We start from the raw sequence: 14,176 nt of genomic DNA on the forward strand, positions 1-14,176 counted from the left end.
ATGACACGGCCACTCAAGCCTTTCCTTTCGTTGCTTTATTTACTGACTGCCCTGTCGGTGAGCGTGTGGCTGTCTGGTGCGGCCTTGTCGCAGGAAGCACCCGCTGAATCGCCCCTGTCCGAGACTTCGGAATCGGACACGTTCATGGCCCCGGTCATCGTGGACGGGGACGTTCTGTTTCAGGTGCGAGGATCAAGCGCTCTGCCTGCTCCGGAGCGCGCCGAGGACGTACAGAACAAGATCATTGCGGTTGCGGAAGCGTCGGAAGCACCTTTGGTCGAGATCACATATGAAGAGACCGAATTTGGCATCTGGATTCTGGCCGATGGCCAAAGAATCTCGATCGTTACTAAAGCTGACTCTGAACTGGATCAGATGGAACTAAGTGTTCTGAGCGTTTTGCATGGCAATGCGATCAAACAATCCATTGAGGCGTATCGAGCCAACCGAACCGATCAGGCGCGCGTTTCCGGTGCTATCGAAGCGGCTGCCTGGACGTTGGGATTTGCCCTGTTTGTTGTCACAATCCTGTGGCTGCACCGTCGGATCAGGCGTCGCACATTGAAGCTGGTAAAACGCTACTTAAAGGATGTCGAAACGGCGACAGCCAAAAGCGTTCAGGCCGAAGCAATCGCGGCCCTTATCCGCTATGGTCTGAACTTCGTGCTGCTGATCATCTTCTTTCTCGGTTTCTACTATTACCTGTCCTTTGTTCTTTTGGCTTTTGCGGAAACCAGATATTTCGCACAGCTTCTGCTAACCTATCTGACCGAGCCGGTGCTGCTTATCTTCCGGGGCATCCTCAGCTATATCCCCAATCTGATTATGCTGGGCCTGATCACATGGGTCACGCTGTATATCATCAAAGGTCTGCGCGTGTTCTTTGATGCGGTCGAAGCCGGTTCGTTCGAAATGGGTGATTTCGAAAAACACTGGGTCAACCCGACGTTCAACATTGCCCGTGTCGTCGTTATTCTGATCGCGCTGGTTTTTGCGGTTCCCTATATTCCGGGCTCAGACTCGGCCGCGTTCCAGGGATTGACCATTCTGGTCGGCGCCATGCTGTCTTTGGGCGCGAATTCGGTCGTGTCCAATATGCTGGCCGGGCTGTTTGTGATTTACCGCAGGTCTACCTCGATCGGCGACCGCATACAGATCGGAGACCATATCGGCGATGTCGTTCAGATCAAACTGATGGAGACCCATCTTAAGTCGATCAAGAACGAACTGATTTCAATCCCCAATGCACAGTTGATGAATTCAGATGTCGTGAACTTTTCGAAGAAAACTGATGGTAACGGGCTGTTGCTGCACACGACCGTTGGCATCGGCTACGAAGAACCCCCTGAAAAGGTTGAGGCGATGCTGATTGAGGCCGCCAACCGCACCAAAGGTATCAAGGCCAATCCCGAACCTTTTGTGTTGTGGACGGCGTTGGCCGATTACGCGATCAACTATCAGATCAACGGCTATACCACCCGCGGCAGCATCATTCCCAAAATCCGCTCGGACCTGCATCGAAACATTGTTGCGGTATTTAACGAAAACAATGTGCAGATCATGACGCCTTCTTATGTGGCTGACCCGCCTGAGCCTAAAATACCGGCCGGGGCATGGGAGGGCCATCTGGCGCATGAAACCCACGAAGACGCTGATAAGTCGTAACCGGTGCTACACCCTGCCCCGCAGATGGTGCATAAGCGGGTTCAGTGATTCACGCATTCAAGGATCTGAGACATGCACGACATCCGCGCCATTCGCGAAAACCCTGCCGCTTTCGACGCCGCCCTAGCGCGCCGTGGGGACGCGCCGGTGTCGTCAGATCTGCTGAGGCTGGACGAAAGCCGGCGTTCCAAGATTCTGGCTGCCGAAACCGCACAGGCCGAACAAAACAAGGCCAGCAAGGAAGTCGGTGCAGCCAAAGGGCGCGGCGACGAGGCTGAATTCGAACGCCTGCGCGCGCTGGTCGCCGAGAAAAAGGCCGAAGTCGCCCGGATGCAGACCGAGGCCAAGGATCTGGATGCCTTGCTAACCGATCAACTGGCCCGCATCGCCAACCTGCCCGCCGATGACGTGCCGCAAGGCGCGGACGAAAACGACAATGTCGAAGTCAACCGCTGGGGCACCCCGCGCGATTTCAGCTTTGCACCGAGAGAGCACTACGACATTCCCGCCGTCGCAGCCGCAATGGATTTCGAAACCGCCGCCAAAACCAGCGGCAGCCGGTTTGTGAACCTGTCCAAGGGGGTTGCCCGGCTCCACCGTGCGCTGGCCCAGTTCATGTTGGACACACATATCGACAAGAACGGTCTGACAGAAATGCAGACACCGGTTCTGGTTCGGGATGAGGCGATGTATGGCACTGATAAACTGCCTAAATTCGGTGACGACAGCTATCAGACGACCAATGGCTGGTGGCTGATCCCGACCTCCGAGGTCACGCTGACCTATTCAGTGGCCGGTGACATTCTTGAAGAGTCTGCCCTGCCCATCCGTATGACCGCCCATACCGTCTGTTTCAGGTCCGAGGCAGGAAGCGCGGGCAAGGACACTGCAGGAATGCTGCGCCAGCACCAATTCGAAAAGGTCGAGATGGTCTCGATCACCCATCCCGACGCGTCAGATGACGAACAAAAGCGCATGTTGCGCTGCGCCGAGGATCTGCTGGAACAGTTGGGCGTCCCCTATCGCACTGTTGTTTTGTGCACCGGTGATATGGGCTTTGGCGCGCGCCGCACTTATGACATCGAAGCGTGGCTGCCCGGACAGGACACCTATCGCGAGATCAGCTCGGTCTCGACTACAGGCGCGTTTCAGGCACGCCGGATGAATGCCCGGTTCAGGCCTGAAAGTGGTGGCAAACCCGAATTTGTTCATACTCTGAACGGTTCCGGTCTGGCTGTCGGACGTTGCCTGATCGCAGTTCTGGAGAATGGTCAGAATGAAAACGGCACTGTTTCGCTGCCCGAGGTACTTGGCCCCTATCTGGGCGGCAAGCTGACCCTACAACTTGACGGTACTTTGGCCTGACACACAAAACCGGCACCGTCAGGCACCGGTTAGGACATCAACTGAAGGCGAAGAGGTTTTAATTCTTCGCTTTTTTCTTGTCCTTCTTCTTTCCGCCTTTCTTGCCGTCTTTCTTTTTTCCGTCCTTTTTTGACTTTTTGTCCTTTTTCGACTTGGCTTTCACCTTGTCTTTGGCCTTGGAAAAGGCGGCTTCCATCTCTTTGCGCTTCTTCGCGGCTTTTTCGGCCTTGGCCTTGGCTTTGGCCTTTTTCTTTTCAGCAGCCTCGGCTTTTTCGGCGGCTGCTTTTTCTTCTGCCGCCTTGCGTGCGGCTTCCTCGACCCGTTTCTCGACTGCGGCTGCGGCGATTGTTTTGCGGGGTGCGGCTTTGCGTGCGGTCGGTCTGCGCGTCGCGGGCGTCCGGGCCGCAGTTCGGCGTGTTGCCGGTTTCGCAGCAGGCGGTTTTGCAGCAACGGCATCTTTGGCAGATGCAATCAAAACCAACGCGCGCGCCTCACCGATCCGAGGGACCTTGACCAAATCAGCAGGAGTGGCCTTGGCTATCGCCTCGGCCGTCTTGAAGCCATTGGCAACAAGGGCCTGGCCAAGTGCCTCTCCTACACCTTTTATGTCGGTCACAGCGGTCATTATAGGTCCTCTCTCTGTCTCGCTACCGGCTCGTATATACAAAAGATACACGAGCCCGCAAGCTGTGTGGTGGTCGCCCCTGTTCTGCCAGCTTAGTTATGGGCAAGACCAGCGGCTCGGTTGTCTCTCGGAAAGGGTACAAGGCGCTTGGCATTTTCGTCCCATAGCTTCAGGTTCAATGCTGCCACGGCCTCGGGAAATTTGATCCGGCGGGGGGTATATTCCGGCGGCAGGTTATAGTGGCAGGCACGCAGGCGATATGATGGGATACGCGCGTTGAAATGGTGGATATCATGCAACGTGATGCAAGCCACAGCCATATCGAACCACCATCCGAAATCCAGCGCGGATGACCCCTCAAGCGCTGCTGTCTGAGGATTCAGGTCAGGGCGGCGATCCCAATAGGTGTCTTCGAAGTTGTGCTGAAGATAAACGAGGAAGACGCCCAGCATTCCACCCAAAAAGGAAAACACCAGCCAGACCCAAATGCCCGTCATACCCGCGATCAGATACAACAATCCAAGAAAAACAACGATCGACAGGTTGTGCAACACCACACCTTTGGCGCCAAAACGCGCCGTATTCTTGGGCCAGCGGTATCGGATGAAGTAGGTGAACAACGCGCCGACCGGAACCAGGATGAACGGATTGCGATACAGCCGGTAAAACAAACGTGTTTTCCAATCAGCTGCATTCCACTCTCGCAGGGTCATCGTGTGAATTTCACCTGTCTCGCGGTGCTCAAGATTTCCGATGCCCGCATGGTGCAAATTGTGGTTCTGTTTCATCACCTCGAACGGGGCGAAAGTGAAGGGAGACAGGCCATGCCCTGCCCATTCGTTTTGCATACGTGTCTCGAACAGAGAGTGGTGCCCGCAATCATGTTGCAGCACATAAAGCCGTACTGCGGCAAAGGCGAACACGATCCCGGCGGGTATCATGATGTACCATCGATCAACAAATGTGATCGCAACGGTCAGCGACGCGAAATACACCGCAAATGTGCCAAAATAACTTGCCGCGGCCAATCTGTTGTCCTGCACCGCGTAATGTCTTGTATATTCCCTCAAATCCATCCAGCCGTCTCCTTACGATGGCCGTTCAGTTTTCTGTTCAAATCTAGGTGCGGCTAGTCCGCGTGCAAGCAGTGCTTGCCCAAACAAATGCACACGCATGAATGCTAGCGCGGAGAACAGAAACTGTCACGCCCCCGTGAGGTAAGATGCTGAAAATTGGCGCAGTTACGCGCGGCCCTTGAGATGCTTGGCCAATGCGCCCGCATTTTTCTTGCGCCGCCCCTTATACGGGTTCTTGTCGCCCTGCCCGCGCAGCGTCAGACGGATTGGGGTGCCAGGCATGTCAAAGTCCTGACGCAACCCGTTGACCAGATAGCGGGTATAGCTTTCGGGCATCTTATCGGGATGAGAACACATCACAACAAAACCCGGCGGCCGCGTTTTCGCCTGGGTCATATAGCGCAGCTTGATGCGGCGGCCCTGTGGGGCTGGCGGCGGGTGTTGTTCCAGCATGGCAGTCAGCCACCGGTTCAACGCCGCGGTTGGCACACGGCGGTTCCAGACGTCATGGGCGCGCAGGATGGCGGCGCGTAATCTCTCAAGCCCGCGGCCCGTTTTCGCCGAGACGGTAACCAGAGGGGCCCCGCGCAGCTGCGGCAGCAAGCGATCAAAGGCATCTTTCAGTTCCCGCAGCTTTTCCTGCTTGTTTTCCTCGACGTCCCACTTGTTTACAGCAACAACAACAGCCCGGCCTTCACGTTCGGCCAAGTCGGCAATTCTCAGGTCCTGTTGTTCAAACGGAATGGCCGCGTCCAGCAGTACGACGACAACCTCGGCGAACTTCACCGCGCGCAGACCGTCTGACACGGAAAGCTTTTCCAGCTTTTCCTGTACCTTTGCTTTCTTGCGCATTCCTGCCGTGTCAAAGATCCGCATCGGAATGCTTTCTCCATCCGGGTCGGCCCAATCGATCCGCAGGCTGATAGCGTCACGGGTGATCCCGGCCTCAGGTCCCGTCAACAGGCGGTCTTCGCCGATGATCTTGTTGATCAGCGTGGACTTGCCCGCATTCGGACGGCCAACCACGGCCACTTGCAAAGGCTTGGCAGCGGTGATCAGGGGCATTTCGCCCTCACCGTCTTCATCCAACTCAATATCTGTTTCCGGGGCTTCTTCGACCTGCTTTTCCTCGGCTGCATCCGCCAATGGCATCAGCTGAGCATAAAGGTCGGTCATCCCCTCGCCATGTTCACCCGACATGCGCACCGGTTCACCCAGACCCAGATTGTATGCCTCGAGCACCCCGGCATCCGCTGCGCTGCCTTCAGCCTTGTTGGCCGCAAGGATCACGTGCTTGGACCGCTTGCGCAGGATTTCTGCAAACATCTCATCCGTGGGCGTCAGCCCGACCCGCGCGTCGATCATGAACAGGCAGACATCGGCCATGTCCACGGCGCGCTCGGTCAGGCGGCGCATCCGGCCCTGCAAACTGTCATCTGTCGCGTCTTCAAGCCCGGCCGTGTCGATTACGGTAAAGCGCAGATCGCCCAGACGCCCTTCGCCCTCGCGCAAGTCACGCGTCACACCAGGCTGATCGTCGACCAGCGCCAGACGTTTGCCTACGAGGCGGTTGAACAATGTGGATTTGCCCACATTCGGGCGCCCCACGATGGCGAGGGTCAGCGACATGATACTCTACTTTCAAGACTCAAGTTGCGCCCTTTAACGCATCTTGCCGTCAACGGAAAGCGTGTAGATCACCTTTGGTCGAAACAACATACAGCGTCTGCCCGGCCACAACGGGGGATGCTGTCGCGCCTCCGGGAACTTCAGCCTGATGTACCAGTGTTCCGTCAACTGGATTGAAGAACCGCAGATACCCGTCGTTGGATGCAACGACAATACGACCCCCGGCCAGAATTGGGCCGTAGTGCGCGAAGATCGGTCCCCGGCGGCCACGCTTGTCCTTGACAAAGCCCGGCAGGTCCTGCGCCCAGATGACAGACCCGTCCGCCGCGTTCAGGCGCACCAGCTGGCTGCGATCACTGATCAGGAAAATGCTGTTGCCCGCAGGCCAGACTGTATCGACCGCACCTTCATCCGCCGTCCACTGGCGCTCGCCGGAAGCGGCATCAAATGCGACGGTCCGGCCCGAGTGATTGCCGATGTAGATACTGTTGCCAACAACCATCGGACCGCCGGTCACATCGACGATTTGTGCCGCAGCGCGCCCGCGACGCCCCCCTGCCACAGACGCGTTCCATCGACGGATACCGCCGCGGCGGAACGTGGCGGCTACGTCGCCCGAGCCAAAGGCAAATACGGCCAGATCAGACGCTATTGCAGGCGCAGGCGCACCCAGAACGTTCCCGACGCTTGGTGTGCCTTCGAATTGCCAGGCTATGCGTCCGTCCTTGGTGTTTACAGCCCAGCCGGTTTCGTCTCCGGCCACAACGTATAACAGCCCGTCGTTCACCAGCGGTGCGCCGCTGCCAGTCGCTTCCAAGCGTTTTTGCCAGCGCACAGAACCCGATTTGGCGTCCAGCGCAGTAAGCCGACCGAACCCTGACGACACATAAAGGACGCCGTCGGCATAAGCCAAACCACCACCTGTTGCATCCGAGTCGCCATCACTTGGCGGGATCAGGTCGGTCTCCCATGCCAACTGCCCCTGCGGTGTGACCGCTGAAACGGTCGCCCCCGAATCCAGTGTAAAAATCAATCCTCCCGCAACCACCGGCTCGGCGGTAATGCGCTGCTTGCGCGAGTCACCCTGCCCAATCGAAACAGACCAGATCCGCTGTGGCGTCGCGCGCAAGGCGGCATGCGTGGTCCGGTACGCGGGCGTTCCCGGACTTTGGGACCAATTGGCGTTGACCTGTTGCCCCGGCAAGCTGATCGGTTGCGAGCCGCGCTTTTCGACCGTTTCAAGATCTGAAACAGGGCGAATATCCTCGCGTTCACCCGGCAGAATGGCTTCGGGCGGCTCACAGGCCGCCAATGCGGTCAGGGCCAGCGCCGCAAAAGGCATTCCCGTGCGGGAAAAAAATCTTTTTACCATGATACTCCGAACTCGCCTGTCGTTAAGTCTTTTGTCCCGCCTGGTCAGCCTTGCTGCGCCACCAAAGGTTCAGGTTCACCACCCAAAGCAATGATCATTTGCGCGGCGCGCTGTTGCAGGTCGATACCCACCTCGGCATCCTGCCGCAGTGCCTGCAACCGGTCCAGCGCAGCATCGACATTGCCATCGGCCACGTCAATCAGGGCCAACTGCTCTTCCGCCAGCAACCGCAGCGGGGCTCCGGGGGCTGCCAACGCCTCGAACTGCTGGCGTCGGTCGGCGGCAGGCAAGGTATCGCCTTGCAACAGCAGCGATTTGAAGCTTGCAATCGCGCGGTAAATCTCGGGCAGGTCGCCCTGAACGGCCACCGCGTTCAGGCTGTTGACCGCGTCCTCTCGGGATCCGGATTCGACCTGTGACGCGGACAGCAACATATCCAGCACGGCTTTCCCGCCCGGTGACATCGCCTCTGCCTGCGCAAGACCTGCAGCCCTTGCAGCCGGGTCATTTTCGGACAACGCAGCAAGAATCGTGTCACCCAATTGCTGAGCTTGCGCCGTGGCCCGAGCCTTGCGGTATTCATTGAAAGCCGCACCGCCTACGATCAACACGACCGCGACGACGCCCACCCAGCCCCAGCGACGCAACAGCAGATAGATCCGGTCGCGGCGCACCTCTTCGGTGACCTCATCAATGAAACTGTCAGTATCGCTCATCCATGCCCCCGGGCTGTCAATCTTGTATAAGTGCGCCATGTCATACCCCGGCACCAACGCCAAGCCAAGGGTCCGATTTTGCACATTTTGACCGCTTTGCTTCCCTCTTGCGAAAAAAAGAAAACCGAACTATTCAGTTCAGTATGGAAAAGATGCCGAACAAACCCCATTTCAAGGCGTAACAGCCCAAGTTTTAATGGCGTAGATTCTTAGGAGAAACACTGTATGCGTTTGATTTCTTTCATCAACGCTCTTCTCGTGATTGTTGCACTGTATTTTTTGGTGTTTGAACGTGACACCTTGTTCGCCTTTGCCGGGCGCGGTGAAGCCGGGGAAGCGACACAAGACGAAGCAGCGGAAACCGATAACTCCGATATCTCTGCAGTGGGTGTTGTCGCCCTGCGCTCGCAAGCGCGTGAAATTGACAGCGCCGTGCTGCTGCGCGGTCAGACCAAGGCAAACCGGCAGGTCGAAGTACTTTCGGAAACCACGTCCACCGTTATCTCTGAACCTAAACGTAAAGGTGCGTTTGTTGAGGCGGGCGATATATTATGCGAGCTTGATCCCGGCACGCGCCCGGCACAACTGGCCGAAGCCATGGCGGGCAAACTGGAAGCCCAGAGCCGCATACCCGAAGCCGAAGCACGCCTGACAGAGGCACATGCGCTTGTTGCCGAGGCCGAGATCAATCTGACAGCCTCGCGCAAACTGGCTGAAACCGGCTATGCGTCGGAAACCCGTCGCATCTCCAGCGAAGCGGTGATGAGCTCAGCGGAAGCCGGTGTGAAAACAGCCGAAGCCGGACTGGAAGCCACGCGTGCAGGCATCGAAGCAGCCGCGGCAGCAGTCGAGGCCGCACAGCGAGAGGTTGGCCGCCTGACCATCAAAGCCCCCTTCAAGGGCTTGCTGGAAAGCGACACTGCAGAACTGGGAAGCCTGATGCAGCCTGGATCACTTTGCGCGACTGTCATTCAACTGGACCCGATCAAGCTGGTCGGCTTCGTACCCGAGACCGAAGTCAATCGGGTGCTTGTTGGGTCCGAAGCATCGGCAACACTTGTGACCGGTCGGCAACTGGGCGGTCGGGTCACGTTCCTGAGCCGGTCCGCGGACGAGACAACACGTACATTCGAGGTGGAAATCACCGTTCCGAACCCCGACTTGACCATTCGCGACGGTCAGACGGCGACAATCAGCATCGCCGCCGAGGGCGCGAAAGCCCACCTGCTGCCGCAATCGGCGCTGACTCTTAGCAACGAAGGGCAATTGGGTGTGCGCACAGTTGGCGCAGGCAACGTTGTTGACTTCATGCCAGTCCGCATCCTGCGCGACACCGCCGAAGGTATCTGGATCGACGGTCTTCCGGAAACGGTTGATATCATCGTGGTCGGGCAGGAATTCGTGATCCGCGGTGTTACCGTTGCACCAACTTATCGGGAAGCCTCGCAATGACGGGTATCGTCGCATGGGCCGCAGGCAGGGCCCGAATGGTTATGGCGTTCATCGCCATTTCACTGGTCGTAGGCGGCTTAGCCTATGTCTCGCTTCCGAAAGAGGGTGAACCGGATATCGAAATCCCTGCCCTTTTCGTTTCGGTGCAGTTTCCCGGGATTTCAGCGGAAGACTCAGAAAACCTTTTGGTCAAGCCGATGGAGACCGAACTGGCGGATCTCGACGGGCTCAAGGAAATGACGTCGACTGCGGCCGAAGGTTATGCCGGGGTCGCGCTGGAGTTTGAATTTGGCTGGGACAAAACCTCGATCATGGCGGACGTGCGCGATGCCATGAACACGGCCCAGGCTGATTTTCCCGAAGGTGCGGAACAATACTCGCTGACGGAAATCAACTTTTCCGAGTTCCCGATCGTCATCGTCAATCTGACCGGTGCCGTTCCGGAACGCACAATGGCCCGTGTCGCCAAGGATTTGCAGGACGAGCTTGAGGCGCTGGATTCCGTTCTCGAAGCGGGTATCGCGGGCAATCGTGACGAGTTGCTTGAGGTCGTTATCGACCCATTGCGGCTTGAAGCATACAACGTGACCGCAGACGAGCTGATCAATGTCGTGCGAAACAACAACCAGCTGATCGCGGCAGGCGAGGTCGAAACTGCGCAGGGTACATTCTCGGTCAAGATTCCATCGTCGTTCAAAACGGCGCAGGATGTTTATGGCTTGCCGATCAAGGTCAATGGCGACCGGGTTGTAACGCTGGGTGAGCTTGCGCAGATCAACTACACATTTGAAGATCGCGAAGGTACCGCCCGCTTCAACGGCGAGGCGACCGTCGCGCTGCAAGTTGTCAAACGCAAGGGCTATAACCTGATCGACACCGTTACGCAGGTGAAAGAAACCATAGCTCAGGCCAAGACCAAATGGCCGCCCGAGCTTCAGGCCGCGGTCGAGCTTGGAACGTCGAACGACCAGAGCCGCATTGTCGGTTCGATGGTCAGCCAGCTTGAAGGCTCGGTTCTGACCGCAATCGCTCTGGTGATGATCGTGGTTCTGGCCTCTTTGGGTACGCGGGCCGCGCTTTTGGTGGGCTTTGCAATTCCGACCTCGTTCCTGCTGTGTTTCGCATTTCTGGCGGTCATGGGCATCAGTATCTCGAACATTGTGATGTTCGGCCTCATTCTGGCCGTAGGGATGTTGGTCGACGGTGCCATCGTGGTCGTGGAATATGCTGACAAGAGAATAAAGGAAGGCGTCGGCCCGATGCATGCCTATGTCGAGGCGGCCCAACGCATGTTCTGGCCCATCGTATCCTCGACCGCGACGACGCTATGTGCCTTCCTACCCATGCTCTTCTGGCCCGGCGTTCCGGGCGAATTCATGGGGATGTTGCCCGTCACGCTGATCTTTGTTCTGTCGGCTTCGCTGATTGTGGCGCTGATCTACCTGCCGGTCATGGGCGGTGTTTCGGGACGTCTGAGCCGCGTTTTCGACCGGTCTTCGAACTGGCTCCGTGCGCGTACCCGGTGGTGGGTTCGGGCAGTGATGGTGCCCCCGTCGCTTTATATGATCTTCTTGGGTGCGATGCAGGTTCTGAACCCTGACTATCTACTGCCCGGAGGAGTGGTCGCTGGTGCCCTGCTGTTCCTGTTCGGGGCCTTTGCCGGGTCTGTAACACTGAGCGCGGCCAAGTTCGAGCGGGCGGAAGAAAACCACGTCCACACCGCTGACGAACACACACCTTTCGGGCATGTGATCCGGTTCCTTGTCGGCAACCCGATCATGCCGATCGTGTCGCTGGCGGCAGTTTTCTCTGCCGTGTATTTTGTGACCTTCGTCTGGTTCCCACAGGAATCAAGAGGTGTCGAATTTTTCGTTGAAAGCGAACCGGAACAGGCAACAGCTTACGTCCGTGCCCGTGGCAACCTGTCACTGGCAGAAAAAGACAAGATGGTCCTGCAGGCCGAACAGATCATTGGATCTCATCCGGCGGTAATCAACGTCTTTTCCTTTGCCGGCGAAGGCGGTCTTGACCAGAATACCGGCGGCGCGCAGGCACCGGCGGACACGGTGGGGCGGGTCCAGTTTGAAATTATCCCATGGGAAGATCGTCCGAACGTTTCGGAATCCGCTTTGTGGGGATTGTTTGAGCGCCACTTTGTGGCACCCGAATATGATGGCGATTACGTAATCGGCGATCTTAACGCCAAACTGGCGACAATACCCGGTATCGTTGTTGAAATCCTGGCATTGGAACAGGGCCCGGCCTCGGCCAAACCGGTTCACCTGCGTATCAAGGGGGACGGTTGGGACGAATTGAGATCGGCCACCGTCGCCGCGCGCCAGGTCTTTGACGAAACGCCGGGGCTGATCAAAACCGAAGATACCCTGCCCCTGCCTGGTATCGATTGGCAGATCGATGTCGACGTGGCCAAAGCTGGTCGGTTCGGCGCTGATGTAGCCACTGTTGGTGCCATGGTGCAGCTTGTGACACGCGGCATCCTGTTGGGTGAGATGCGCCCAGACAATACGGATGAAGAGATCGAGATCCGTGTCCGATTGCCGGAAGAGGATCGCGTGCTGTCGACTTTGGATACGCTCAAGGTCCGCACTCCGGACGGGTTGGTTCCGCTGTCGAACTTCGTGACCCGGGAACCCGTGGCCAAACTGGCCCAGATCAACCGTGTCGACCAGCAACGTTACTATGACGTCAAAGCGGATGTTGAACCGGGTCTGAGCAAGGTTGTGACCAAAGGGCCGGACGGGAAAGAAGAACGTCTAGCTGTAATGCGCGAAGTGACCGACGTCTACACTCCAACCGGCACCGTGTTGGACGGCGACGTAGGAAAGTCCTACGAACTGGTTCAACTGACCGGTGCAGAGAATATAGACCAGCTACGTAGCGTGATTGACGCGGGAGACGCGCAGTTCGCCCTGATCAACCCGAATGAGCGGATCGCAGTACTGACCGAATGGTTGGAAACCAGCCCCTTTGCCAACTCGATCAGCTGGCAATGGACCGGTGATCAGGAAGAGCAGGAAGAATCCGGCGCATTTCTGGTGAACGCCTTCATGGGCGCATTGGGGCTGATGTTCGTGATCCTGCTCGCCCAGTTCAACTCGTTCTACAACTCGGTATTGGTGCTGTTGGCGGTTGTTCTTTCGACCACCGGGGTTCTGATCGGCATGATCGTGATGGAGCAACCCTTCTCGATCATCATGACCGGCACCGGCATCGTTGCGCTGGCGGGAATTGTGGTGAACAACAACATTGTTCTGATCGATACCTATCAGGAATACAGCGCCTATATGCCGAGGATCGATGCAATCGTCCGCACTGCGGAATCCCGCATCCGCCCGGTTCTGCTGACCACGTTGACCACGATGGCCGGTCTGACCCCGATGATGTTTGGGCTTTCGCTGGACTTTATCAATGGCGGCTATTCCATCGACAGTCCCACCGCCCTGTGGTGGAAACAGCTGGCCACAGCGGTTGTCTTCGGTCTTGGCATCGCCACTGTTCTTACACTGATCGTGACGCCGTCGCTTCTGGCACTGCGTGTCTGGGTGACAACTTACGCTGTCTGGCTCAGCCGCGGGCTTGCCCGTGTGACTGCGGGGCGGTCCAGTCAGATCGCGCAGGACATGGCTATTGGTCGCTCGGCCCGCAAACTACAGGCGACCGAGATTGTGTGGGATGAACCGTCACAATCCGAAGCCCGGTCACGAGACGAGCCTATAGATCAGGTTCCGGGATCGCCGCTAAAAGCCGCAGAATAAGAATGAAAGGACCGGGATTTCCGGTCCTTTTCGTTTTCTGTCGTCACAATCTGGACCATGTCTGGTGCGCGCAAATCGCGTGTTCACAGCCTTTGACCATGAGCTTGTTTCCCTGCAACGTCATCTGAGGAACAGCGTCAACGTCGATCAGGGGAACCCAGAACTCACCCCCGCCGTATTTTCCACCGCCTTCGCTCGACACATCCCAGAACAGCTTTTTCCCAATATTCGGCGTTTGAACCTCCTTGCCTGATGAATCAAAAGCCGAAAGTATCGTGCCGCAGAACTTGTCCGCGCAGGCGGATATCTTGATATGCGAGATCAGGTTCTTGCGATCAGGCTCGGTCTTCCAAACGCCCTCGATCGGGTCAGCTGCGACCATAGCCGGAAGAAGAACCGCCACAGCGACAGGTACAATTCGTCTTGCTAATCCATTGATCATGGCGTTCACCTTCATGCGCAGCGCATCCTAGCACATTCCGCAGGGCAAGATGAGCCCC

At 57.4% G+C, this 14,176-nt stretch carries 10 protein-coding genes; 4 read left to right on the forward strand and 6 right to left on the reverse strand.

The window, feature by feature from the left end:
• Together ACR0BZ_RS08065 and serS are read left to right on the forward strand one after the other, a co-directional pair.
• Nucleotides 1–1,665 carry a mechanosensitive ion channel family protein gene (locus tag ACR0BZ_RS08065; RefSeq protein WP_480919938.1) on the forward strand — a complete coding sequence of 555 codons (1,665 nt, stop codon included), beginning with the start codon at nucleotides 1–3 and terminating at the stop codon, nucleotides 1,663–1,665.
• A 72-nt stretch (nucleotides 1,666–1,737) separates the two neighbouring features.
• Nucleotides 1,738–3,030 carry a serine--tRNA ligase gene (gene serS / locus ACR0BZ_RS08070; RefSeq protein ID WP_480919939.1) on the forward strand — a complete coding sequence of 431 codons (1,293 nt, stop codon included), beginning with the start codon at nucleotides 1,738–1,740 and terminating at the stop codon, nucleotides 3,028–3,030.
• Between the two features lie 58 nt (nucleotides 3,031–3,088).
• Here the strand turns inward: serS and ACR0BZ_RS08075 are convergent, their stop codons facing one another.
• The 5 genes from ACR0BZ_RS08075 to ACR0BZ_RS08095 all read right to left on the reverse strand — a co-directional run bounded on the left by ACR0BZ_RS08075 (nucleotide 3,089) and on the right by ACR0BZ_RS08095 (nucleotide 8,448).
• Complete coding sequence (locus tag ACR0BZ_RS08075; RefSeq protein ID WP_480919940.1) at nucleotides 3,089–3,655, reverse strand: helix-hairpin-helix domain-containing protein; 567 nt, start codon at nucleotides 3,653–3,655, stop codon at nucleotides 3,089–3,091.
• Between the two features lie 92 nt (nucleotides 3,656–3,747).
• Nucleotides 3,748–4,731: a fatty acid desaturase gene (locus ACR0BZ_RS08080; protein ID WP_480919941.1), complete on the reverse strand. Its 984-nt coding sequence runs from the start codon at nucleotides 4,729–4,731 to the stop codon at nucleotides 3,748–3,750.
• A gap of 165 nt (nucleotides 4,732–4,896) precedes the next feature.
• Nucleotides 4,897–6,360: a ribosome biogenesis GTPase Der gene (gene der, locus ACR0BZ_RS08085; RefSeq protein WP_480919942.1), complete on the reverse strand. Its 1,464-nt coding sequence runs from the start codon at nucleotides 6,358–6,360 to the stop codon at nucleotides 4,897–4,899.
• Between the two features lie 49 nt (nucleotides 6,361–6,409).
• Nucleotides 6,410–7,732: a PQQ-like beta-propeller repeat protein gene (locus ACR0BZ_RS08090; RefSeq protein ID WP_480564196.1), complete on the reverse strand. Its 1,323-nt coding sequence runs from the start codon at nucleotides 7,730–7,732 to the stop codon at nucleotides 6,410–6,412.
• A gap of 44 nt (nucleotides 7,733–7,776) precedes the next feature.
• Complete coding sequence (locus tag ACR0BZ_RS08095; protein WP_209596865.1) at nucleotides 7,777–8,448, reverse strand: hypothetical protein; 672 nt, start codon at nucleotides 8,446–8,448, stop codon at nucleotides 7,777–7,779.
• Between the two features lie 225 nt (nucleotides 8,449–8,673).
• Between ACR0BZ_RS08095 and ACR0BZ_RS08100 the strand changes: the two genes are divergently transcribed.
• Nucleotides 8,674–9,900 carry an efflux RND transporter periplasmic adaptor subunit gene (locus ACR0BZ_RS08100; protein ID WP_480919943.1) on the forward strand — a complete coding sequence of 409 codons (1,227 nt, stop codon included), beginning with the start codon at nucleotides 8,674–8,676 and terminating at the stop codon, nucleotides 9,898–9,900.
• Nucleotides 9,897–13,676, forward strand: a complete 3,780-nt coding sequence (locus ACR0BZ_RS08105) for an efflux RND transporter permease subunit (protein ID WP_480919944.1) — start codon at nucleotides 9,897–9,899, stop codon at nucleotides 13,674–13,676. The genes ACR0BZ_RS08100 and ACR0BZ_RS08105 overlap by 4 nt, the downstream gene beginning before the upstream one ends.
• 43 nt (nucleotides 13,677–13,719) lie before the next feature.
• Here the strand turns inward: ACR0BZ_RS08105 and ACR0BZ_RS08110 are convergent, their stop codons facing one another.
• The gene (locus tag ACR0BZ_RS08110; protein ID WP_480919945.1) at nucleotides 13,720–14,118 is read right to left on the reverse strand and encodes a DUF2147 domain-containing protein; all 399 of its coding nucleotides are present in this window, start codon (nucleotides 14,116–14,118) and stop codon (nucleotides 13,720–13,722) included.
• Nucleotides 14,119–14,176: the final 58 nt, after the last annotated feature.

It is taken from the genome of Ruegeria sp. P8 (genome assembly GCF_056534665.1).